Here is a 19839-nt window from a genome sequence, read left to right on the forward strand (position 1 = left end):
TCAAGCACCCGAAGCCGTGCTGCGGGCGATCAAAGATCGCTGGAATAGATGTCGGCATTTTCATTGTCGCCACCCGGCTGTCCGTCCGCCCCCAGCGAACTGATGTCGAACGCGCCCTTCCGCCCTGGCACGGCATAGGTATAGGGACGTCCCCAGGGATCGTTGGGCAGCTTCTTGATATAGCCCCCGCGCCTGTAACGCTGCGGCTGGGTAAGCGAGGCCGGGGGAATGAGGAGCGCCTGCAACCCGTCGGTCGCGGACGGATAGGTCAGGTTGTCGAGCCGATATTGTTCCAGTGCCTGCTCAATGGTGGCGATGTCGGCCTTCGCCTTTTCTACGCGCGCCGTATCCGTGGCCGGAATGACGTTGATCGCCACGATGGTGGCAAGCAGGCCGATGATGACGATCACGACCATCAGTTCGACCAGAGTGAAGCCGTGTTCGGCGGAACGTTTGGGGGACGTGAAGCCGTGTTCGGCGGGACGCTTCAGGGACGTGAAGCCGTGTTCGGCGGAACGTCTCGAAGACTCGAGGCCATGTTCGCCCCTTGCGCAGTCACGCTCCTGCCTTCGCAGGAGCATGTCGCACTTCAACGTCTTCAGATTACGCATATTCACTCCTTCAGGCCCCGGTAAGGCTCTGCAATTGCAGGATGGGCAGCAGGATGGACAGGATGATGACGGCGACAATGCCGCCCATCGCTATGATGATCAGCGGCTCCAGCATGGCGAGCGCGGCCGAGGTGAAGCTGTCGAACTCCCGCTCCAGATAATCGGCTGCCCGCTCCAGCATGGTGTCCAGCCGCCCCGCGCTTTCCCCGCTGGCCGTGAGGTAGACGAGCAGCGGCGGGAACACCCCTGCCCGTCGCAGCGCCGCCGACAGGCTGCCGCCACCGCGAATGGCCTCCACAATCTCCTCCGAAGCCTGCCGCAGCACCCGGTTGTGCACCGTCTGGGTCGTGAGCGACAAGCCCTCCATCAACGGCAGGCGGCTCGCCACCATGGTCGAGAGCGTGCGCGCCATCCGCGCTGCGTGCAGGTCGCGGATCAACCGCCCCAGCAATGGGAGGCGCAGCAGCACCGAATCGAAACGATAGCGGAAGCTCTCCACCTTCAGCGCGCGCCAAAGGCCGAAGGCGGCCAGCCCCAGCAGGATCGCCAGCAGCCACCAATAGCCCGCCAGGAAGGCCGAAATCCCCATCACCATGCGGGTGAGCAGCGGCAGTTGCTGGCCCACCGTATCGAACTGTTCCACCACCTTGGGCACGACGAAGATCATCAGCGCCGCGACCACGCACACCGCAAAGGCAGCGAGCACGGAAGGATAGGCGATGGCGGTCAGCACCTTCGATCGGATCACCGCCTGCCGCTCCATCAGGTCGGACAGGCGCTCCATGATCGTGGGCAGGCTGCCTGAACTCTCGCCCGCTGAAACCATCGCGCGATAGAGCGGCGGAAAGCTCCTCGGCTCGGCGCCCAGGGCATCGGCCAGCCGACGCCCCTCCAGCACGCCCGAATGCACCTTGCCGACAATCGCCTGGACATGCGCCTGCTCGCTCTGCCGTCCGATGGTGCGGAGCGACTCCTCCAGCGGACTGACCTGGATCAGCGTCGACAATTGCCGGGTGAACAGCGTCAGTTCCTTGGCGGAGAGGCGGGGCGCCCGGAAGGACAGCCCTGTCCGTCTGCGCGCCTTCTCCACCGCGCCGGCCTCGATCCGCACGATGAACAGCTTGCGCGAGTCCAGCTTCGCCCGCGCGTCCTCGACCGTCTCAGCCTTGATCGCGCCGCTGCGCTCCCGTCCGGCGGGGTCGATGGCGATATAGTCGAACTCAGCCATCGGCGATGGTTTCCACCTCGCCCGCGTCGCGCCGCGACACGCGGATCGCCTCCTCCGCCGTGGTCTGGCCGTCGCGCACCAGCGCCCGCGCGGCCGAGCCCAGATTGGGCGCGTTCAGAAAGGCGTGGCGCGCGATCAGCGATTCATCGCCGCCATCGTTGATGAGCCGCCGGATGGTGTCGTCCACCCTGATCGCCTCGAACACGCCGATCCGGCCCTTGTAGCCGGTGCCGTTGCACGCCTCGCACCCGCGCGCGCGGTAGATGATCGTGCCCGGATCGAAGCCCAGCAGCGCGCTGGCCGACTTGTCCGCCTGCACCGGTTCGCGGCACTTCTGGCAAAGCCGACGCACCAGCCTCTGCGCGATGACGGCGCGCAGGGTGGAAGCCAGCAGGAACGGTTCCACCCGCATGTCGCGCATCCGCGTGATCGCGCCCACTGCATCATTGGTATGGACGGTGGACAGCACCAGATGCCCGGTCAGGGAGGCCTGCACGGCGATCTCCGCCGTTTCCCGGTCGCGGATTTCGCCGACCATGACCACATCGGGGTCCTGTCGCAGGATCGCCCTCAGCCCCGCCGCGAAGGTCAGGCCGACCTTCGCATTGACCTGCGTCTGTCCGACGCCGTCGATCGCATATTCGACCGGGTCTTCGACCGTCAGGATATTGCGCGTGCCGTCATTGAGCTGCCGCAGGCCCGCATAGAGCGTCGTCGTCTTGCCCGACCCGGTCGGTCCGGTGACGAGGATGATGCCGTTCGGCTCCTGCAACCCGTCCCGGAAGATCCGGTCCGCCGCCCCGGCCATGCCGAGCAGGTCGAGGTTCATGCCCGCATTCTCCTTGTCCAGGATACGCAGCACCACCCGCTCCCCCGCCCGGCTGGGCAGGGTCGACACGCGCACATCGAGCAGTTTCCCGCCCAGCGTCAACCCGATCCGCCCGTCCTGCGGCACGCGCCGCTCGGCTATGTCGAGCCGCGCCATCACCTTGATGCGGCTGACGACGACGGGCGCGACATGCGGCGGCATGCGCAGCGTCTCGCGCAGCACGCCGTCGATGCGCATCCGCACGATCAGCCCGGTTTCATAGGGTTCGATATGGATGTCCGACACGCCCTGCCGCGCCGCTTCCGCAATGATGCCGTTGATGAGGCGGATGGCGGGGGCATCGTCCGCGCTGTCGAGCAGGTCGTCGGCGGTCGGGATATCCGCGGCCAATATGTCCAGCTCGTCCGCCCCGACCTCGAGCGATCCGGCCATGGCGGCGGCGCTGCCCTCCATCGCATAATGATCCGACAGATGCCGGTCGAATTGCGCGGCATCGACGAAGCGCACGTCGAAGCTGCGCGCCAGATGCCGCCGCACTTCCAGCAGCACCCGCGGATCGCTGCCCTCGCGCACGGCGATGGTCAGCCTTTCCCCCTCCGGCGGCAGCATCACGACGCCATGCTTGCGGGCGAAGACATAGGGTATGTCCACCGCTCGCGGCGCGACATGCGGGGGGATATCGGCCGTCACGATCAGCGGCTCATTCATATCCACCTCCGTTCGGAAAGCCCCTCACCGCTTCTCTCCGCTGGCAGGAATCTCGACGGGCCGCACCACGCCGCTCGACTGGCGGGCGGTCGGCTCGATGATCTCGGCAGGCGGCTGCACCACCGCATCGCCCGGCTGGGGCGCGGCGGCGGGCGGCGTCGCGCCCATATAGTCGCGCACCAGCTCGTCTATGCCCGGTTCCTGGTCCGGATTGCGCTGCAACTGCATGCCGCGAATATAGCCGTAGCGCTGCTGCGTCAGTTTCTGCGCATCTTCCTTGGACCGCAGGATGGTGGGGCGGATGAAGACCATGAGGTTGGTCTTGGTCCGGCTCTTGCTGCGCGACTTGAACAGTTCGCCAAGGCCGGGAATATCGGACAGCAGCGGAATGCGCTCGATCGTCTTGCGCTCATTGTCGTCCAACAGGCCGCCAAGCGCCAGTATCTCGCCATCGTCGACCGTCACGGTCGTCTCTATCTCGCGCTTGTTGATGATGAGGTCGCTGTCCTTGTTCGACACCGGGCCGGCGACGCTGGACACCTCCTGCTTCAGGAACAGCTTGATCGCGCCGCCGGTGTTGATCTGCGGCTTCACCTCCAGCTTGATGCCGACATCCTGCCTCTGGACAGTGCGGAACTGGTTGTCGAAATTCTGGGAGAGCGCCTCGCCCGTGGTCACCGGCACCTGCTGGCCGACCAGGATCGACGCCTTCTGATTGTCCAGCGTCATCACCGAGGGCGTGGACAGGATGTTGCTGTCGGTGTCGGATTTGACGGCATTGATGATCGCGCCGAATATCCCGTTCCTGCCGAGCGATGTCGCCACGCCGCCGAAGCCGCCGGTCGCATTCATCAGGCTGTCGACGGCCGCCTGTTGCAGCGTATTGGAAAGGTCGCCATTTTGCCGCGTCCTCGTCTCCGTCCGTGTTCCGTCGGGCGCCACGACGGTCGTCGTCGTCTCGCCCAGCCTGTCGGCGGCGATCGCCCCCGCCAGCGTCAGGATATTGGGCTGCGCATTGGAATAATTGGTCGCCGCAAAACCGGTCTTGGTGCTGCCGATCAGGAACTGCACGCCCAGTTTCTTGGCGGCGGCGTCACTGATCTCGACAATGATCGCCTCCACCAGCACCTGTTCGCGCCGCGTGTCGATCTGGCGGATCGTCTCGCCCAGCATTCGCTGCACATCGCTGTTGGCCGCGACGATGATTGCATTGGCGCCTTCATAGCGCGTGACGATGGCGGGGCCACGCGACGAGATGCCGTTGCTGCCCCCGCCGCCCGAACCGGCTGCGGCGGCAGGCATTGCAGAGGGCGCGTTTCCGGCAGCAGGGGTGGAGGCGGTCACGGGCGAGGCAGTTGCCTGCCCGACCAGTTGCTGCAACACCGGCAGCAGTTTTTCCGCGTCGGCATGTTCCAGCCAATAGACGCGGATTTCGGTCCCGCTCGCCGCCTGCCTGTCAAGATCGCGCGCCATCTGCGCCAGCCGCGCCACCGTCCCGGCATCCCCCCGGATCGCGACGGCGTTGCTGCTGTCGATGGGCACGATCGTCGCCGGCTTCGCCGCCCCCTCGCCGCCTGTCGTCACCAGCGCCTGCAGGGATGTCGCGATCTCCCGCGCTCCGGCATTTTTCAGCATGACCGTGGTGGTCGAGGCAGTATCCCGATCGATCCGCGCGATCACCTGCCGGATGCGCCCGATATTGTCGGCATAGTCGGCCACGACCACGCTGTTGCCCGCCCGGTTCGCCGTCACCGAGCCATCCTTGCTGACAAGCGGCCGCAGCGTTTCCAGCGCGCTCGCCGCGTCGATGGAGCGCAGGCGGAACACCTCCGTCACGAACTGGTTGCGATTGGCCGCCCGGCCCACGGCGCTGGGCTGGCCCGCCGCGCCATCGGCCGGCTGGATGCGATAGGCGCCGCCGGGCGCCGGCACCGCCACCAGGCCGTTCGCGCGCAGGGTGGACAGGAATATCTCGAAATATTCGGACCGGGACAGGGGGCGGTCAGTCACGACGGACACCTTCCCCGACACACGATTGTCGATGATGAAGGTCCGCCCGGTCACCCGTGCCGCATCCTGGATGAAGGCGCGGATGTCAGCGTCGCGCACGTTCAGCGTCTGCTGCGCCATGACCGGCGATGCGATGGGAGCCGCCAGCGCGAGGGCCATGGCGGCGGTAAGAAGCGGTTTTCTGGTCATTGGCCTTGCAGTGTCAGGTTGATCGTGGCGGGCGAGGCCCCGCGTTCGACGGTCAGGGAAATGCGCGCGCCGGGCACGATCTTGCCCTGCAGCGCCTGGAGATCGCTCATCGATCCGATCGGCTGGCCATCGACCTGGGTGACGATATCGCCGGGCTGGAAGCCCGCCTGTTGAAAGCCCGGCCCCCTGGCCGACAGGATCAGGCCGGTGACGCGTCCATTCTGCATTCGCGGGGTGAAGCCGACGTCGCGCTTCACCATGTCGGCACCTGGATTGTCCATGCCCGCGATCGGCGAAGGCGGCAAGCCAGCCGGCGCTCCTCCATCCGGAGCGGCGGTCGGGGCCGGTTGGGACTGATCGAGGAAAAGCTGTTCCTCCGCCCCGCCGCGATCGATGGTGATATGGTCGAAGGCGACGGCCTTCAGCACCACGCCGGGCATGATCTCTTCCCCCACGGCGAAGCTGTTCTGCACGCCGTCCGGGCCCGCGACGATCGCGGACCCCAGCCCGGACCCTTCGTTCAGGCGAATGCCGTAAACGGTCAGCGCCAGCGAAGTCACGACGCCGCCGCCCGACTGTTGCAGGCCACCGCGATAAAAGGGGTCGAAGCTGGAAAACAGGGCCTGCCGCTCCGCGACGGGGAGGAAATGGGCCTGTCGCCCTTCCCACGGACCAAAACTGCCAACCGGCGTCAGCACCGCCCAGAGCAATCGGGCGCATTGCAACGCCAGCAGGCCAAGCAACAGCTTCTCGATGACCGACAGCCAGTTGATAGGCGGCAGGCGATTGCCCAGGTTCCGGATAGTATCGCTGAAAGCCTCACGCATGCGCGTCGTTCATCCCCCTTGATATCGGCGCTGCTAGAAAATATGTCTTACTACTGGATGACATTATTGTGACGCTTTGAAGACAATCGCAACGATCGAAGCGACGGCGCTTGCATTTCGAGCGGCCAGCACCCCACCAAATGAGATCGCCCAAAGCGCCGGAGGTGATCGGACAACCATATGCCAGCGGACCTATTTCCTGATCAGCGATCGGTCCGGCCGCGCCGAAACCGCCTATCCCTGCAATGCGGGAAGCAGCAGGATGAAGCGGGCGCCGCCTTCGGGGGCGTCGTCGATGCGGATGTCGCCGCCCATGGCCCGCGCCAGACGCCGCGAAATGTAAAGGCCAAGACCGCTGCCGCCCGCATCGCTGCGGCCCAGCCGCTCGAACTTGTCAAAGACGCGCTCGCGACTGTCGACGGCTATCCCGCCTCCCTGATCCTGCACGGCGATCCAGGCCTGGCCGCCGGACCGGCCCGTCTCTATCCGCACGGTCGATCCCTCGGGCGCATAGCGCACCGCATTGCCGACCAGGTTCATGAGGATCTGCAAGGCCCGGCGAAACTCCCCTACGGCAGGCTCCGCTGCATCCAGCGCGGGTGGCAGAATGTCGATTTCCCGATCCCGCGCCTTGACCAGGAACAGACCCGCGGCGCGGCGTCCGATGTCGGCCAGGTCGACTTCCTCCGCGATCACGCTGAAATCGGGCCGGTCGATCGCCTGCAGGTCCGCCAGATCGTCGATCAGCGCCATCAGATGGCGCCCCGCCGCCGAAATATCATGGGCGTAGCCCAGATAGTCCGGCCGCAGCGCGCCCTCCAGTTGCGCGGCGATCGAATCCGCATTGGCGATGATCCGCCCCAGGGGACGGCGCAGGGAACGATCAAGCCTTTTCCCGAATTCGGCGGGATAGAATAGCAGCGGCTCCGGCGTGGCGAGCGGCGCCGACACGGCGCGGTCCATGGGCAGCGCCTTGCCCCGGTAACCCGCCAGTTGCCCGGCAAGGTCGAACATCGGAAAGCCCGACAGAATGAAGCGCTGCGCGGGGTCGCTCGTCAATCCGGCTACCTGGTCGCGAAAGGCGCGCCGCTGCGCAAAACCGCGCAGGATGGCGAGATCGCCGTCCGAGTCGGCACGCAGTTCGAAATAGCTGGTGAAGCGGCTGCCCGGCACCGGCGGCGCGGTGGGAAGCGTTCCTTCGCTGCCCAAACCCTCCAGCACGATCTGGAAGCGCAGCTGCGTGTCGATCTGCCATGTCCAGCCGTCCGACAGGGCGGCGATGTCGGTCTCCCGCCGCGCCAGGTCGAGCGGGGGCGCCACTGCTTGCCGCTCATGCCAATCGATGATGGCAAGCTGTACCCGTTCGTCTTCGGGCCTGGCGCGCACCCACATGTCGATGTCGCCGCGCTCCGCCGCCGCGACCACGGGGCGGGACAGGGCGATGCCCAGATGCGTCGCCAGTCGCGCCATCGCCGCCAATTGCGGGATCGCCAGCGCGCTGCCGATGTCGCCACCCGCCTCCTGTTGCAAGGAAAGCAAGGGCGCGTCCGCACTCAGCAGCCGACCGTCCGAGGCGACGGTGGCCCGGATGACGGCGGGATGCGCCGGCATGTTCATCAACCGGCGATCCGCCGCAGATGATCGAGCTTCGCGCGCAGCGCCGCCGGTGCGCGCAGGGCGCCCACTGCCGCGTCGGCCTGGGCCACGCTCAGTTCCTGATAGCGCATGGCTTCCCCGACGATGGTCGCGTCCGACAGGGATGGCCGCACCGGCCGCAGCGCCAGCAGCAATTGCCGGTAATCGCTGTCCGATCCGCCGAGCGCGCGGCAAAGAGCAGCGACCTGCCCCACTGGCCCCATGACCAGTATGTCGGCGACCTGAGCGCTCGCCATCCGCAATCTTCGCCCGGCGAGCGCGGCGAACAGCAGGAAATGCCTGTGCTGCAGCGCGGCCGCCATCAGTTCAGACGCATCGGCATGGGTGTCCAGTTGACGGACCAGCCTGTCCGCCGCCGCGATTGGCCCCGTTGCTTCGTCATGCCGGGCCAGTTGGCGCTGCGCTGCGGCTTCGACCACGGGCAGCACCGCTTCCACCTCGATCAGGCCGCTCCGCTGGGCGATGGCTGCAAGGCAGGCAGCGGCGGTCCACAGCAATTCCGCGAAAAAGCCGGCGGGCAGATCAGGCTGCATCGGCTGATCCTCCGCCGCGGTCAGCAGCCAGCGCCCCTCCGCCAGCATCAGTGCGGCCAGCGCCTCACCCAGGGCCGGGTCGCCCGCTGCGAACAGCGGCTCCACCTCCGATTCGCTGCCCACGCCGCCATCGGGACCACCAAACTGGCGCAGCATCAGGCTGATCCCGCCGCGCATCTGCATATGGGCGAGCAGCGGCGGCGCCAGCAGCGTCGGTTGCGCACACAGGGTCGGCCAGCAGACGGGTTGCGGCCAAGGCGCCAGCGCAGCCGCAATTTCCGGCGTTTCCTCCAGCGCCAGACGCAATCCGATCTCGATGGCGGTCAGGCATCCGCCCAAATGCCGCCGGGTCTCCGCCACCAGCGCGTCATGCCGTTCCCGTCCGTCATCGGGAAAGAAAAACGCCAGATCAATGGCATGGCCGACGGGCACGGCGGACAAGCCCGCCATGACTTGCGCCATTGGCCAGCAGTCCGCCTGGGTCGGTCCGATCAGGGACGAAAAGGCGCTCATGCCGGCCAGCATAATGGCACGTCGTTAAAATGCACTAAACCGTAACGGGCAAAATCGTTCAATTCCGGCGGAGCAGGACCATCGTTCCCACCGACGCGATGGCGCACAGCATCGCCAGGTCGAACGTCAGCGCGAGCGCCCCGGCGAGCGACGCCAACAGCAGGGGCAAGAGCGCGCTGGCGGGCGTGAAGATCATCCATGGGCGAGCTGGTCCCGCCTTCTGCCAGCGATCCGCCATCTGGATGATCGCCAGCAGCAGCGCCAGATAGGTCGCGATCGGTCCTTCTCCCGCGAGAGCGATCCCCCCCAGAACAAAAGCCGGCACGATAAAGGCGATCCAGCCGACAGGCAGCGGCCGCAGCGCCATCTCGTCCAGCCGGTCAGCGGTCTCCGCCAGCAGCAGCGACGCCAGCAGCAGGCAGAAGCCGGTGCCCGTCCAGAGCAGTTCGATCGGCACCAGCGCGATCGCCCCCAACGCCATGGCGGCAATCCGCACCTGCAATGCCGGAACCTGCATGCGCATCAGCGCCGGACTGATCAGCCGGGCGGCGGGGCCCAGCAGATAATGTTCGGCTGCACCCCGGACACGCCGGAGCCGCGGTCCGCTGGCAAGCACCGCCTGCGCCGCCAGATCCGCCTGCTCCTGCGTTTCCACCAGCGCGACGCGGCCTTCCATCAGGTCGTCCTGCGGCACGGTGATCCGGCGCGCGCCGGCCTGCACCGCGCCCCGTACCAGCGTCAGCGCCAGATCCCAGTCCCCGATCATGTCGAGCGTGTTGAACAACAGGTCCGGACTGACCCGGACGAGCCCGGCCCAGCGTTGTCCGGCATCGATCCGTTCGAAGGGAGCGCTGGCCCGGCTGTCGTCCGTCACCAGCAGGGCGTCGCCCTGCTGCGCCGCCATGGCTTCGAAATAGTCCTGCCCGATGATTGCGCCGTCCGCGACCAGCAGGGCGTCAGCATCGCGGGGGGCATCGCGCACCATCGACACCATGTCGCGGACCAGTGCGATGGCGATGCCGTCAGCCGACAGCCGGTCGACGGCCTGCGACAGGGCGGGCGTGATGACGCTGACCAGGATCATCACCCGGTCGGCCCCTGCGCGCACGGCCTGCCGCGCCTGATATTCCACCAGCGTCTGTCCGGCGAAGTGCAGGCCGGCGCGCAGCGATCCGGCCGAATCGCCGCCAGCCCGGCTCGCGCTGAGAATAGCCGCAAAAGTCATGCGTGATGAAACCGACCCGATCCTTGTTTAGCCCACCTTGTTACAAGGCGGACGCGATCGCGCAAGCGGACTGACGCGTCAACCTTGCATGAGATCGTCGAGAGCGGTGCGCAACCGCCGCAATATGCGCGGATCCCCCGGCGCGGCGTCGGCCGCTTCATCAGCCATCGCCATCAGGGCGGTCAGGCCGAAACTCGCGGCCAGCCCCTTCAGCCGCCATGCGGCGAGCTGCCAGTTCGCGTCGCAGCGCGAACGCCCCAGCAGATCGACCTGCCGCTCCGCGCTTTCGATGAAGGCGACGCGCAGATCCTCGATCAGCGGTCTGTCGTCGCCGACAGCGGCGGCAAGAGCGGCATTCAGGGCGCCTGGATCATAGGACATGGGGTCAACGCTATCTGGCTTGCGTTAAGTTTTGGTAACAGGGCATTTTCGTACGCGCAAAAGCTGCTAGGATGGCTCGCATGAATGGGGGCAGCACAATCGTCGAATTCTGGCGGGACAAGGAAGCACCGGCCGATGACACGGCGCAGGCGGACGACACCCTGCTATTGAAACAGGCCGTTCTGGACCTGGAAGATGAGGCCATGGCCGCAGAGGGCGACGGGCATGGCATGCCGGCCGCGGCCTGGGCCTCCCTCGTCGCCGGCCTTGGCTGGACCGGCTTTGCCGGCTGGGCGACGCTGTCGTCGGGGCAATGGCGCGCCGGGCCCGCGGCATGGCCGGGACTGGTTGCGACCATCATGGTCCCGCTTATCCTGCTGGGTGTCTGTTACCTGCTGCTTTTGCGGAACAGCCGCAGCGAATCCCGCCGCTATCTCGACACCGCCCGCGCCCTCAGGACCGAAGCGGAACTGCTGGAGCGGCGGGTTGCGCGAATCGCCAGCCAGCTCCAGACCGCACGCCAGACCATGCAGGACCAGGCGGAACTGCTCGACAGCTATGGTGCGGCCGCCAGCAGCAATATGGAGGCGTCGGCCGAGCTGATCGCGAGCCGCGCCCACAGCACCGCCGAACGCGCCGAAGCGGCCGAACGGGCCGGACTGGCGCTTGTCCAGCGCATGGAAGCGCTGGCCACCTCGATCCCGGCGTTGGAGGATCGCGCGACGCGCATGTCGGCCCAGATCGTCGACAATGGCCACGCGCTGGCGGAACGCATCGACATGCTGGAAGCGCGGCTGCATGCGCTGGGCGAAGTTTCCGACGATGCCCGCAGCCGGACGCTGTCCGCGACCAAGAGCCTGTCCAGCCAGCTCACGGAACTTCAGGAGGCCACGCGCTCGGCGACGCAGGAAGTGACCGGCATGGCCGATCTCGCTTCCGGCCGGATCGAGGCGACGACTCTGAGCGCGCGCAAGGCGATGGAAGAGAGCTGGCTCGACATCGAACAGAAGTCGATCGTGCTGAGCGGCCTCACCGAGCGGACCAAGTCGGAAATAGCGGAGACCACCCAGTCGGTCATCGCCCTGCTAACGCAGGAACTGAACCGCGTCGAGATCGACGTGCTGCACCGCCTGGAAACCACGCATGGGCGCGCCCAGGAAACCATGGCGGCGGTCGACGCCAATCTGACCGCGCAGGCCACATCGCTCAAGGCCCTTATAGAGGGTGCGCAGGCCGGGATCGCAGCTACCAGCCAGTCCGCCCTCTCCACTCTGGCCCGCGATGCCGAAACCGTGGAGGCCGAGCTGCGCCAGCGAGTGGAAGCGGCCGTTGCACAGACCCATGAGGGCATCAGGCTGACGGACGAGGGCATCATCCACCACACGGAGGCGCTGGAGGCGCTCATCGCCCGGTCGCGCGACAGCATCGCCGCCATCGGGGATGAAACCGTCGCCAACCTTGCGGATCATGTGGGTGAGATCGAAAGCCGCCTGCACCAGATCAATGATCTGGTCGAGGGCCAGCGCACGCTTGTCTCCGGCCTGCAGCGCAGCCTGGACGAGGCGGTCGATTCTGCGCAGTCCCGCTTTGCCGCGATGGAAGAGTCTGCTCTCGCCCGCAATGAGCGGCTTACCGAAGCGCTATCGCGCCTGACGGCCGAAACGCAGCGCATCGACGCCGCCCTGGCGGCGGGCGGGTTGACCGCCGAAAAGCTGATAGGCAGCGCAGAAACGCTGATGGTCGCGCTTGATTCCAGCGTCCGCGAACTTGACGAAACCTTCCCTGCGGCGCTCCAGCGCTTCGACGGCAGGATCGAAACCAGCCGCACCCTGCTCGACAGTGCCGCGCCGGAGATCGAGCGGCTGGAGGCCATATCCGAGGCGCTGCTCGGCCGGACCCAGGAGGCGGAGGAGTTGCTCCGCGGCCAGGGACGCCGCCTGTCCGAATGGCTGGAAAGCACGCAAAGCGGCGTCGATGCCAATCGCGAATTGGTGGAAAAGCTGCGCACCGCGCTCGACAATGCGCATCAGGACGCGACCCGCATCACCGAAGGCGCGGGGCCACTGCTCGTCACGGCGTTGCTCCGCGTCAAGGACACGGCCGACCAGGCGGCCGAACGCGCCCGCCAGGCGTTGAGCCGCGCCATTCCCGAAGCCGCAAACGCGCTTGCCGACGCCAGTGAACAGGCCATGCAGCGCGCGATCGACGAAAAGGTCACTGCCCAGATCGAAATGGTCGCCAAGGTGGCGGAGGAAGCCGTCAAGGCCGCCCATCAGGCCTCCGACCGCCTGACCCGCCAGCTCCTGACCATCGCAGACACCAGCGCCAGTCTGGAGGCGCGGATAGAGGAGGCCGATCGCGTCGCCGAAGACCGCGACCGCGACCATTTCGCGCGACGGTCCGCGCTGATCATCGAATCGCTCAACAGCACGGCGATCGATGTTTCGAAGATACTCTCCAATGATGTGACGGATTCGGCCTGGTCAGCCTATCTGAAGGGCGACCGCGGCGTCTTCACCCGCCGCGCCGTCAAATTGCTCGACGCCGGCGAATCCCGCGAAATTGCCCTGCATTACGACAATGATCCTGAATTTCAGGAACATGTGAATCGCTACATCCACGACTTCGAATCGATGCTGCGGATCATCCTGTCGGCCCGTGACGGCAATGCGCTGGGCGTGGCGATCCTGTCGTCCGACATGGGCAAGCTCTATGTCGCGCTGGCGCAGGCGATCGAAAGGCTGCGGCAATAGGGGTTATCCTGCCTCATGCTCAAGCGAAGGAGCATGAGGCGCTTACCATCGCCACCCCTTTCGCCAGACAGATTAGTCGGCCGTTGTCGGATCGATCGTCGCGTATATTCGGGCAATTCTGTTTGCGGGGAAACCCGCCATTTCGGCATGCTGGCGGATCAATTCCTCGCTCGGCGCACGATAGATGCAGTAGATCCTGTCGTCCGTCACATAGCTGTGGACCCATTGGATATCCGGGCCGAGCTGGCGCAACACATCGCAGGATCCCTGCGACGCGCCCTTGAGCTGCTCACCCGATAACTGGCCGACGCCAGGCATGTCCCGTTCGATCACGAATTGCGGCATGACGTCCTCCCTTTCCGAAAAGACGCGCGGATCATAGGCGCTTCGCGCGCCGATTTCGAGGACGATATCGGGTTAGGGCCGGCCTGGAACCTCAACGGCAGGCGCGCCCGCCCCACGCGCCGCGTTCCGCCTGATCAAGATGCAGGTGATCGCGGTGGGCCGCATTGTAATCGGGCGACAGGACGGTCGAAAACAGGCCGCAGGCGCCGTCACGAACCTCATGCAGAAATTCTGCTTCCTTCCCCTCCCCGCTCCAGTCAGCCGCAACGCCGATCCGGCGGCCGTCCGTCAGGATGAAGCCCGCCACGTCAATGGCATCGGCCGTTGCATGCTCGCTGAAATCCCCGGCGCTGCGGCCATAGAGCCGACGGCAGCTATAGGCGCCGAAATGCGTGATCCGGCGCACGGCACGGCCGAAATGGCGCTGGGCGGCTGGCTGGACGACCTGCCATTCCCAGACCTTGAGGCCGGCAGCAACCGGACAGGAGGGCGCTACCGCCGCCGGTTCCAGCATGATCGCGTCCCTGGCGGGCGCCAGCCGCACTGCATCGGCATAGGCGCACTGGTCCTTGCCTCCCCGCTTCATGCGCGCATAGGCGACCCCCGCCCGGTCGAGCAGAGCCCGGCATTCGGCGGGATGCGCGGTCAGCAGGGCAAGCTTGCGCCCGGTGAACAGGCCGACCGGCTGGGCCAGATCAAGGGGCGTCCACGGCACATTCTGAGGCTGGCGACCGACATAGGCATAGCCGATCAGGCAAATGCTCAGGATTGCCCCGATCTGGACAAGGCGGCGCAAAAAGAGGTGAAGCCGGCGCATGCCTCAAGCACGCCGGACAGTCCCCATTGGTTCCGACGTAACCGGATAGCCCAGATGATCGGGAATGCAGAGATGCCGCTCCCCTTCTCTTTCCTCAAACCAGGGCGTGACCGTCTGGACCGGAATTGACAAGGCATGCGCCGACAGATCATCGAAGCCATTGAATTGAGCCAGCCGTTCCAGATTGCGGCGGGTGGGGAAGATGATCCGCCCCTCCCCCCGGTCGCAGCGAGCGATCGTGTCCGCCGCGCTGCTCCAGAAAAGTTGCACATTTTCGGTGGCGTCCACGCTCGCATTCTGTCCTTCCGGCGCCCGTGCAATATAGAAGCGGGTGTCGAAAACGCGCTGTGCGTGCTCCAGTCGCGCGGGGTGCCAGCGGGCGAAGGGCACCAGCCGATCCAGCGCAATCTCCAGCCCATGCTCGTCAAGCATGTCGCCAAAGGCCATCCCCGCCGCAAGCGCCTGCCGCATGAGGGGGAGCCGATCCGGCGGCGGAGGAGATGTGAAGCCTATGGCAAGGCCGCTTTCCTCCAGGGTTTCCCGAACGGCGGCTATCCGCGCCGCTGCCTCATCCACAGGCAGTCCACCTGCGATCCTTTCGGCAAGCGCATGGTCGCCGGCATCCACGGCCCCACCGGGAAAGACCAGTGCCCCTGCGGCAAAGGCCATGCTCGACGCCCGTTCCATCATCAGGATTTCCGCGGCCGCGCCCGGCCGGTCGCGCAGGATCACCACGGTCGAGGCAGCGCGGCTCTCAGGAAGCATATCTGTCATGAAACCGCCAATAGGCATCCAAATCGCTGGCGGTAAAGTCCCTTGCGTCAACCCCTTGGCCCGACATCGTATGATGCTGATTGCGCCGATCTGGCGCACGGAGGGGGAGCAGATGGCAGAAGGTACATCTTGGCGAAAGCGGAGCTTCCAGATCTGTGAACGGATCGCGCGGGGTCGGTTCTGTACAACCGGACGATGTCACGGGCGAAGATGGAGCAACTTCTGTGCGAGCAGGATTCCTGCATCATTGCGATGGAAGCCTGAGCGACCAGCCATTTCTGGGGCCGCCATGCTCAATCACTCGGGCATGAGGTCCGCTTGATCCTGCCAATCTACGTCAAACCATTCGTCAAACGGCAAAGGAACAATGCTGCCGATGCCGCAGCCGATCCGGCCGAACATGCACCACCTTGCCGCCTTGAGCCGGATAGCCTTCAACGGCAAACCAATCCATGTTAACCACTTTTCATAAGCGGAAAGCGGTCAAGGCCGAGCTGCGCATCTTTCATGCTCCCTCGTCCGTTGCGCAATGGCTCATGAAGCGCTCACGAACGGCCCGGTGGGCATCGGATCAAGGGAGTGCCGCAATGCCGGTCGAGACGGAACTCAAACTGCAACTCGAACCCGACGCCATCCCCTTTCTGGAGGCGAGCGACCTTCTGGGCAAGGCGGCACCCGTGGTCAGACAGCGCTCGCTCTATTTCGACACGCCCGATCAGAAGCTGCGCGCCCAAGCCATGTCATTGCGCATCCGCCGTGCGGGCCGGAGCAGGACCCAGACCCTCAAAGGCTACGAAGGTCAGGCTGCTGGCCTGTTCGAACGATCGGAATGGGAAATGCCTGTCAAGGACGACCAGCCCAAGGTCGAGGGACTGAAGCCCCTGATCGATGCACTCGGCAAGGAGGTGAACGGCCTGGGCATCATCTTCGAGGTACGGAATGAACGGCGGACATGGCATTTGCGGTCGGGCGGATCGGACGTCGAACTGGTTCTCGATCATGGCGCGGCTGTGGTTGCAGGGCGGACAAGCGCGATCGACGAAATGGAGCTGGAACTCAAATCCGGTCAGCCCGCCGATCTGTTTCGGCTCGCCCGGCAGATCGACGCCATCGTCCCCGTTCGCCTGGGCGTTCAGAGCAAGGCGGAACGCGGCTATGATCTGCTCGGCCCGGCACGCACCGCGTTCAAGGCGGAGGCGCTGTCGCTCGCCAAAGACGCCAGCGTTGCTGATGCATTCAGGGCCATCGTCCATGGCTGTCTGCGGCAATATCGGCTGAACGAGACGCTGTTTCTGGAAGCGCCCAATCCCGCCGCCCTGCATCAGGCGCGGGTCGGGCTGCGGCGGCTGCGCTCGGCATTCACGATCTTCAAGCCGGTCCTGGAGCGCGAGAGGGCCGAGCGCTTCAAGACCCGGCTGCGCGACCTTTCCGCGGTGCTGGGGGATGCGCGCAATCTCGACGTCCTCAAGGAGAAACCTTTACCGCCAGCAGCGTTGAGCAGGATCGAGGAGGCACGGCAAGCCGCCTATGAGAAGGTGGAGCGGCGACTGCATGCCGCCGAAAGCCGCGCCTTGATGATGGATCTGATCGAATGGCTGGGTGACGACGACTGGTTCACCAACCATGAACTGGCGGGCAGACCCGCCATCGGTTTTGCGGACGACCGGCTTGGCCGGTTGCGGCGACGCATCAAGAAGGACGGTCGCCATCTCGCCCGTGGATCGGACAGTGAGCGGCACGAGGTGCGCAAGGATGCGAAGAAGCTCCGCTACGCTTCGGAATTTTTCGCCCATCTGTTCGACACGCCCAAACAGCAAAGACGTCACGGGAAATTCCTGAAGACGATGGAAAAGCTGCAGGACGATCTCGGCGCCCTCAACGACCTCGCAACCGCTGACGAGATCATCGACAAGCTGGGCATCGACAAGTCCAGCACTCAGCATATCCATGCCGATCGCCACGCCCTGATCCGGCACGCCAGCAAGGCATGGGAAGACTTGATCGACCTGAAACGCTTCTGGCGCTGATCCGGCCGCTCAAACAGGCATGCTCCGCATCGCCGGCACTACCCATGTAGAAAGATGAATATTCATTATACTGCCATAAGAACGAAATCGCCACGACCCAATGTTTGGGTAGCTGCCCTTCAAACTTGGGGGGCGCCATGTTCAAAACATCTTTCACAATCCTGTTCGCCTTTATAGGCGCGCTGTCGCCTATCGGCATAGGCGAAACAGGGCTTAGGGACCAGGCAGTCGCGGCAGACACTGTCAGGGTCGAGAGACCAGACAATGTGCTGTCGGTCATGACATATAATATCAAGGGACTGCCCTGGCCGATCGCGCTTGACCGGGATGACGCCCTGGATCGGATTGGCGAGCGATTGGCAATGATGCGCCGTGATCGACGCCAGCCGCACATCGTCCTGATGCAGGAGGTTTTCTCCTCCAAGGCTGCGGAAGTGGCTGCCGTGGCCGGTTACCGGCATGCCGTAATGGGTCCCGATTCAGCCCTGCGCACGACGATGGCCATGGACGGTATCGACAGGCGCTATATCAAGGCCGCCCGTTGGGATCGGGGCGAAAATATGGGCAAGTCTCTGAACAGCGGCCTCATGATCCTTTCGGATTATCCTGTCCTCGGGATTGAGCGCATGGCCTTTCCGGACTTTGCCTGTGCCGGTTTTGACTGCCTTGCCAATAAGGGCGTGTTGATCGTCCATTTGAACATTCCCGGCGTCGGGCGAGTCAGCGTCGTCAATGCCCATCTGAACGCCCGTTCGGCGGCGATGGTGCCTGTTGCGCGATCGCAACAGGCCTTTGCCCGTCAGGTCGATCTGATGGCAGGTTTCGTTGCCCGGCATATCCCGCAGGGACAGGCCATGATCCTGGGTGGGGACATGAATATCGGCAGCGACCAGCAACGCCAGGCCAGTTTCTTTACCGCCTTCGCGCGATCCGGCTTGTCCTTCATCACGCCTGCCCTGGGCGGTGCAAGCCAGGCGCTCGCGCACGGCCAGCTGGCTGAAGCCACTATGCGGCGAGACCTGTTACACGCCGCCCGCCACGGCAAGGACTGGCTGTTCGGCCGCGACGCGAGCGGCACCGCCCTGCCCGTTCGGCGGGCGCAAGTGCCCTTCGGCAACGAAGTGACAGGCGAACCGCTATCCGATCATTTTGGTTATGTGATCGATTATGCCCCGAAGAGATACGGAGCGCATGAACTCATCCATTTTGCGGAGCGCGGCGAACTCCCGCGACTGGGAGGCCGCTGATGCGCACCCTATATTGCGGGTTCGCGGTGGCGCTCCTGCTGTCTGGAGGGGCCGCGCAGGCGCAGACCGCCGACATGAACGGAGCCTTTTTCCTCAAGCCCGACCTCGCGCATCGGATTTTGCCGCCTGCGACCAATATGAGCAGGCATTCAAGATTGCCGCGGCTGGCGCGGGTTGCTGTCGACGATCGCACCCATGAAATCGCGATAGTCGTCCGGCGGCAGAAGCAGCGGTTCGTTGGAGGCAGATGGGGCGGTAGCGATCAACCCGTTTCGTCCGCTGCCCTATCGCAAAGCCGCATGGTATTGATGACCTTTGAAGACCGCATTCCGCTGGCGGAGCGGCTGACTCTGAGGGCAGGTTTCCAGGGGATGAAGCTCAGCAATCGCGGCGCAAATGTCACTTCGCTCGGCAGCAATGAACGCCTTCGCACGCGCGACTGGTTCATGCCGCGGGTCGCCATAGGCTGGAGGCCGGGAGCGGATCTTGACCTGATGATCGACTATCGGGAAACATTGACCGGCTATGGCGAAACCGGCCGGACCGGGCCAATGGGACTGACCCGGGAGGATTTCAGGACATGGTCGCGGAATTTCAGGCCCGAACGGCACCGCCGCCTGCGCTTCGACGCGGATTGGCTGCCCGCAGCGGATCTGGGCGTGAAGGTAACGGCTTTTCAGGGACGCCTCGACGATCGGCTGCTCTTTACCGACCATGGATATATGCCGGTGGACGGCGGCTCCGCCCGCCTTCTGGGCGCCGCCGTCAGTATCAGTCATCGCCTCTCCTCAAAATGGCACTGGTCGATGCGCTATGGCGCGACGCAACTGAAGCGGACCGAAGGCGGCTCCGCCACCGAACAAAGCATGACGGTCCAGGCTGGCTGGAACAGCGGCCCCTGGAGCGCGACGCTGAGCGGCACAAGAAGCAGCCGGCCCGCCCTGTGGCATGAAGCAACGGAATTGCGAGGGCCGATGCATGTCATGGGGGAGCTGCGGTACGAAATTGCCGGGCTCGATCGCACCCCGCTCAGCGTCGCGCTGCGCCTGACGGATTCCGACCGTCTTGCCAGCAATGCGCTGTTGCGCAATGACCGTTCGGGCATTGCGCATGCGACCGATCAGGCCCGTGGGCTGATGCTGAATGTCGCTTGCAACTGGTAAAAC

16 protein-coding genes and 1 pseudogene are annotated in these 19839 nt (G+C 65.2%); 5 read left to right on the forward strand and 12 right to left on the reverse strand.

What is annotated here, in order from left to right:
* Positions 1-29: 29 nt before the first annotated feature.
* The 9 genes from gspG to MRBLMA1_RS11920 all read right to left on the reverse strand — a co-directional run bounded on the left by gspG (position 30) and on the right by MRBLMA1_RS11920 (position 10710).
* Complete coding sequence (gene gspG / locus MRBLMA1_RS11880) at positions 30-581, reverse strand: type II secretion system major pseudopilin GspG (RefSeq protein WP_363737431.1); 552 nt, start codon at positions 579-581, stop codon at positions 30-32.
* Between the two features lie 40 nt (positions 582-621).
* Positions 622-1839, reverse strand: coding sequence for a type II secretion system inner membrane protein GspF (gspF, locus tag MRBLMA1_RS11885; protein ID WP_363737058.1), 1218 nt, complete (start codon positions 1837-1839; stop codon positions 622-624).
* Positions 1832-3376, reverse strand: a complete 1545-nt coding sequence (gene gspE / locus MRBLMA1_RS11890) for a type II secretion system ATPase GspE (protein WP_363737059.1) — start codon at positions 3374-3376, stop codon at positions 1832-1834. Before gspE ends, gspF begins: the two co-directional genes overlap by 8 nt.
* 24 nt (positions 3377-3400) lie before the next feature.
* Entirely contained in the window at positions 3401-5575 is a 2175-nt protein-coding gene (gene gspD / locus MRBLMA1_RS11895; protein ID WP_363737060.1) for a type II secretion system secretin GspD, read from the reverse strand.
* Positions 5572-6402, reverse strand: a complete 831-nt coding sequence (locus tag MRBLMA1_RS11900) for a type II secretion system protein N (protein WP_363737061.1) — start codon at positions 6400-6402, stop codon at positions 5572-5574. The genes gspD and MRBLMA1_RS11900 overlap by 4 nt, the downstream gene beginning before the upstream one ends.
* Positions 6403-6636: 234 nt before the next feature.
* Entirely contained in the window at positions 6637-8019 is a 1383-nt protein-coding gene (locus MRBLMA1_RS11905; protein ID WP_363737062.1) for a sensor histidine kinase, read from the reverse strand.
* Positions 8019-9116 carry a hypothetical protein gene (locus tag MRBLMA1_RS11910; protein WP_363737063.1) on the reverse strand — a complete coding sequence of 366 codons (1098 nt, stop codon included), beginning with the start codon at positions 9114-9116 and terminating at the stop codon, positions 8019-8021. The genes MRBLMA1_RS11905 and MRBLMA1_RS11910 overlap by 1 nt, the downstream gene beginning before the upstream one ends.
* 46 nt (positions 9117-9162) lie before the next feature.
* Positions 9163-10329: a hypothetical protein gene (locus MRBLMA1_RS11915; protein WP_363737064.1), complete on the reverse strand. Its 1167-nt coding sequence runs from the start codon at positions 10327-10329 to the stop codon at positions 9163-9165.
* A gap of 78 nt (positions 10330-10407) precedes the next feature.
* Complete coding sequence (locus MRBLMA1_RS11920) at positions 10408-10710, reverse strand: Hpt domain-containing protein (protein WP_363737065.1); 303 nt, start codon at positions 10708-10710, stop codon at positions 10408-10410.
* Between the two features lie 80 nt (positions 10711-10790).
* Between MRBLMA1_RS11920 and MRBLMA1_RS11925 the strand changes: the two genes are divergently transcribed.
* A complete protein-coding gene (locus tag MRBLMA1_RS11925; RefSeq protein ID WP_363737066.1) occupies positions 10791-13463 on the forward strand; it encodes a hypothetical protein in 2673 nt (890 codons plus the stop codon).
* 72 nt (positions 13464-13535) lie between these two features.
* Here the strand turns inward: MRBLMA1_RS11925 and MRBLMA1_RS11930 are convergent, their stop codons facing one another.
* From MRBLMA1_RS11930 to MRBLMA1_RS11940, 3 genes are all read right to left on the reverse strand, one after another.
* A complete protein-coding gene (locus MRBLMA1_RS11930) occupies positions 13536-13808 on the reverse strand; it encodes a DUF4242 domain-containing protein (RefSeq protein WP_363737067.1) in 273 nt (90 codons plus the stop codon).
* 91 nt (positions 13809-13899) lie between these two features.
* Positions 13900-14625, reverse strand: a complete 726-nt coding sequence (locus MRBLMA1_RS11935) for an extensin family protein (protein ID WP_363737068.1) — start codon at positions 14623-14625, stop codon at positions 13900-13902.
* 3 nt (positions 14626-14628) lie between these two features.
* Positions 14629-15390: an NUDIX hydrolase gene (locus MRBLMA1_RS11940; RefSeq protein WP_363737432.1), complete on the reverse strand. Its 762-nt coding sequence runs from the start codon at positions 15388-15390 to the stop codon at positions 14629-14631.
* Between the two features lie 249 nt (positions 15391-15639).
* On the opposite strand from MRBLMA1_RS11940, the pseudogene MRBLMA1_RS11945 reads away from it, so the two are divergent.
* From MRBLMA1_RS11945 to MRBLMA1_RS11960, 4 genes and pseudogenes are all read left to right on the forward strand, one after another.
* Positions 15640-15786, forward strand: a pseudogene (locus MRBLMA1_RS11945) (IS110 family transposase); the annotation flags it as partial.
* 200 nt (positions 15787-15986) lie between these two features.
* Positions 15987-17426, forward strand: coding sequence for a CHAD domain-containing protein (locus MRBLMA1_RS11950; protein WP_363737069.1), 1440 nt, complete (start codon positions 15987-15989; stop codon positions 17424-17426).
* A 278-nt stretch (positions 17427-17704) separates the two neighbouring features.
* A complete protein-coding gene (locus MRBLMA1_RS11955; RefSeq protein ID WP_363737070.1) occupies positions 17705-18673 on the forward strand; it encodes an endonuclease/exonuclease/phosphatase family protein in 969 nt (322 codons plus the stop codon).
* The gene (locus MRBLMA1_RS11960) at positions 18673-19836 is read left to right on the forward strand and encodes a TonB-dependent receptor domain-containing protein (protein ID WP_363737071.1); all 1164 of its coding nucleotides are present in this window, start codon (positions 18673-18675) and stop codon (positions 19834-19836) included. The genes MRBLMA1_RS11955 and MRBLMA1_RS11960 overlap by 1 nt, the downstream gene beginning before the upstream one ends.
* Positions 19837-19839 lie beyond the last annotated feature (3 nt).

It is taken from the genome of Sphingobium sp. LMA1-1-1.1, from assembly GCF_040676365.1.
In the GTDB taxonomy this organism is placed as follows: domain Bacteria; phylum Pseudomonadota; class Alphaproteobacteria; order Sphingomonadales; family Sphingomonadaceae; genus Sphingobium.

What these genes read in the sequence shown, in the direction of transcription:
- gspG (WP_363737431.1), bottom strand. Translation starts at nt 581, where the DNA reads ATGCTCCTGCGAAGGCAGGAGCGTGACTGCGCAAGGGGCGAACATGGC.
- MRBLMA1_RS11935 (WP_363737068.1), bottom strand. Translation starts at nt 14,625, where the DNA reads ATGCGCCGGCTTCACCTCTTTTTGCGCCGCCTTGTCCAGATCGGGGCA.
- MRBLMA1_RS11905 (WP_363737062.1), bottom strand. Translation starts at nt 8,019, where the DNA reads ATGAACATGCCGGCGCATCCCGCCGTCATCCGGGCCACCGTCGCCTCG.
- MRBLMA1_RS11925 (WP_363737066.1), top strand. Translation starts at nt 10,791, where the DNA reads ATGAATGGGGGCAGCACAATCGTCGAATTCTGGCGGGACAAGGAAGCA.
- MRBLMA1_RS11930 (WP_363737067.1), bottom strand. Translation starts at nt 13,808, where the DNA reads ATGCCGCAATTCGTGATCGAACGGGACATGCCTGGCGTCGGCCAGTTA.
- MRBLMA1_RS11920 (WP_363737065.1), bottom strand. Translation starts at nt 10,710, where the DNA reads ATGTCCTATGATCCAGGCGCCCTGAATGCCGCTCTTGCCGCCGCTGTC.
- MRBLMA1_RS11910 (WP_363737063.1), bottom strand. Translation starts at nt 9,116, where the DNA reads ATGCTGGCCGGCATGAGCGCCTTTTCGTCCCTGATCGGACCGACCCAG.
- MRBLMA1_RS11915 (WP_363737064.1), bottom strand. Translation starts at nt 10,329, where the DNA reads ATGACTTTTGCGGCTATTCTCAGCGCGAGCCGGGCTGGCGGCGATTCG.
- MRBLMA1_RS11950 (WP_363737069.1), top strand. Translation starts at nt 15,987, where the DNA reads ATGCCGGTCGAGACGGAACTCAAACTGCAACTCGAACCCGACGCCATC.
- MRBLMA1_RS11955 (WP_363737070.1), top strand. Translation starts at nt 17,705, where the DNA reads ATGACATATAATATCAAGGGACTGCCCTGGCCGATCGCGCTTGACCGG.
- gspF (WP_363737058.1), bottom strand. Translation starts at nt 1,839, where the DNA reads ATGGCTGAGTTCGACTATATCGCCATCGACCCCGCCGGACGGGAGCGC.
- MRBLMA1_RS11960 (WP_363737071.1), top strand. Translation starts at nt 18,673, where the DNA reads ATGCGCACCCTATATTGCGGGTTCGCGGTGGCGCTCCTGCTGTCTGGA.
- MRBLMA1_RS11940 (WP_363737432.1), bottom strand. Translation starts at nt 15,390, where the DNA reads ATGCTTCCTGAGAGCCGCGCTGCCTCGACCGTGGTGATCCTGCGCGAC.
- gspE (WP_363737059.1), bottom strand. Translation starts at nt 3,376, where the DNA reads ATGAATGAGCCGCTGATCGTGACGGCCGATATCCCCCCGCATGTCGCG.
- gspD (WP_363737060.1), bottom strand. Translation starts at nt 5,575, where the DNA reads ATGACCAGAAAACCGCTTCTTACCGCCGCCATGGCCCTCGCGCTGGCG.
- MRBLMA1_RS11900 (WP_363737061.1), bottom strand. Translation starts at nt 6,402, where the DNA reads ATGCGTGAGGCTTTCAGCGATACTATCCGGAACCTGGGCAATCGCCTG.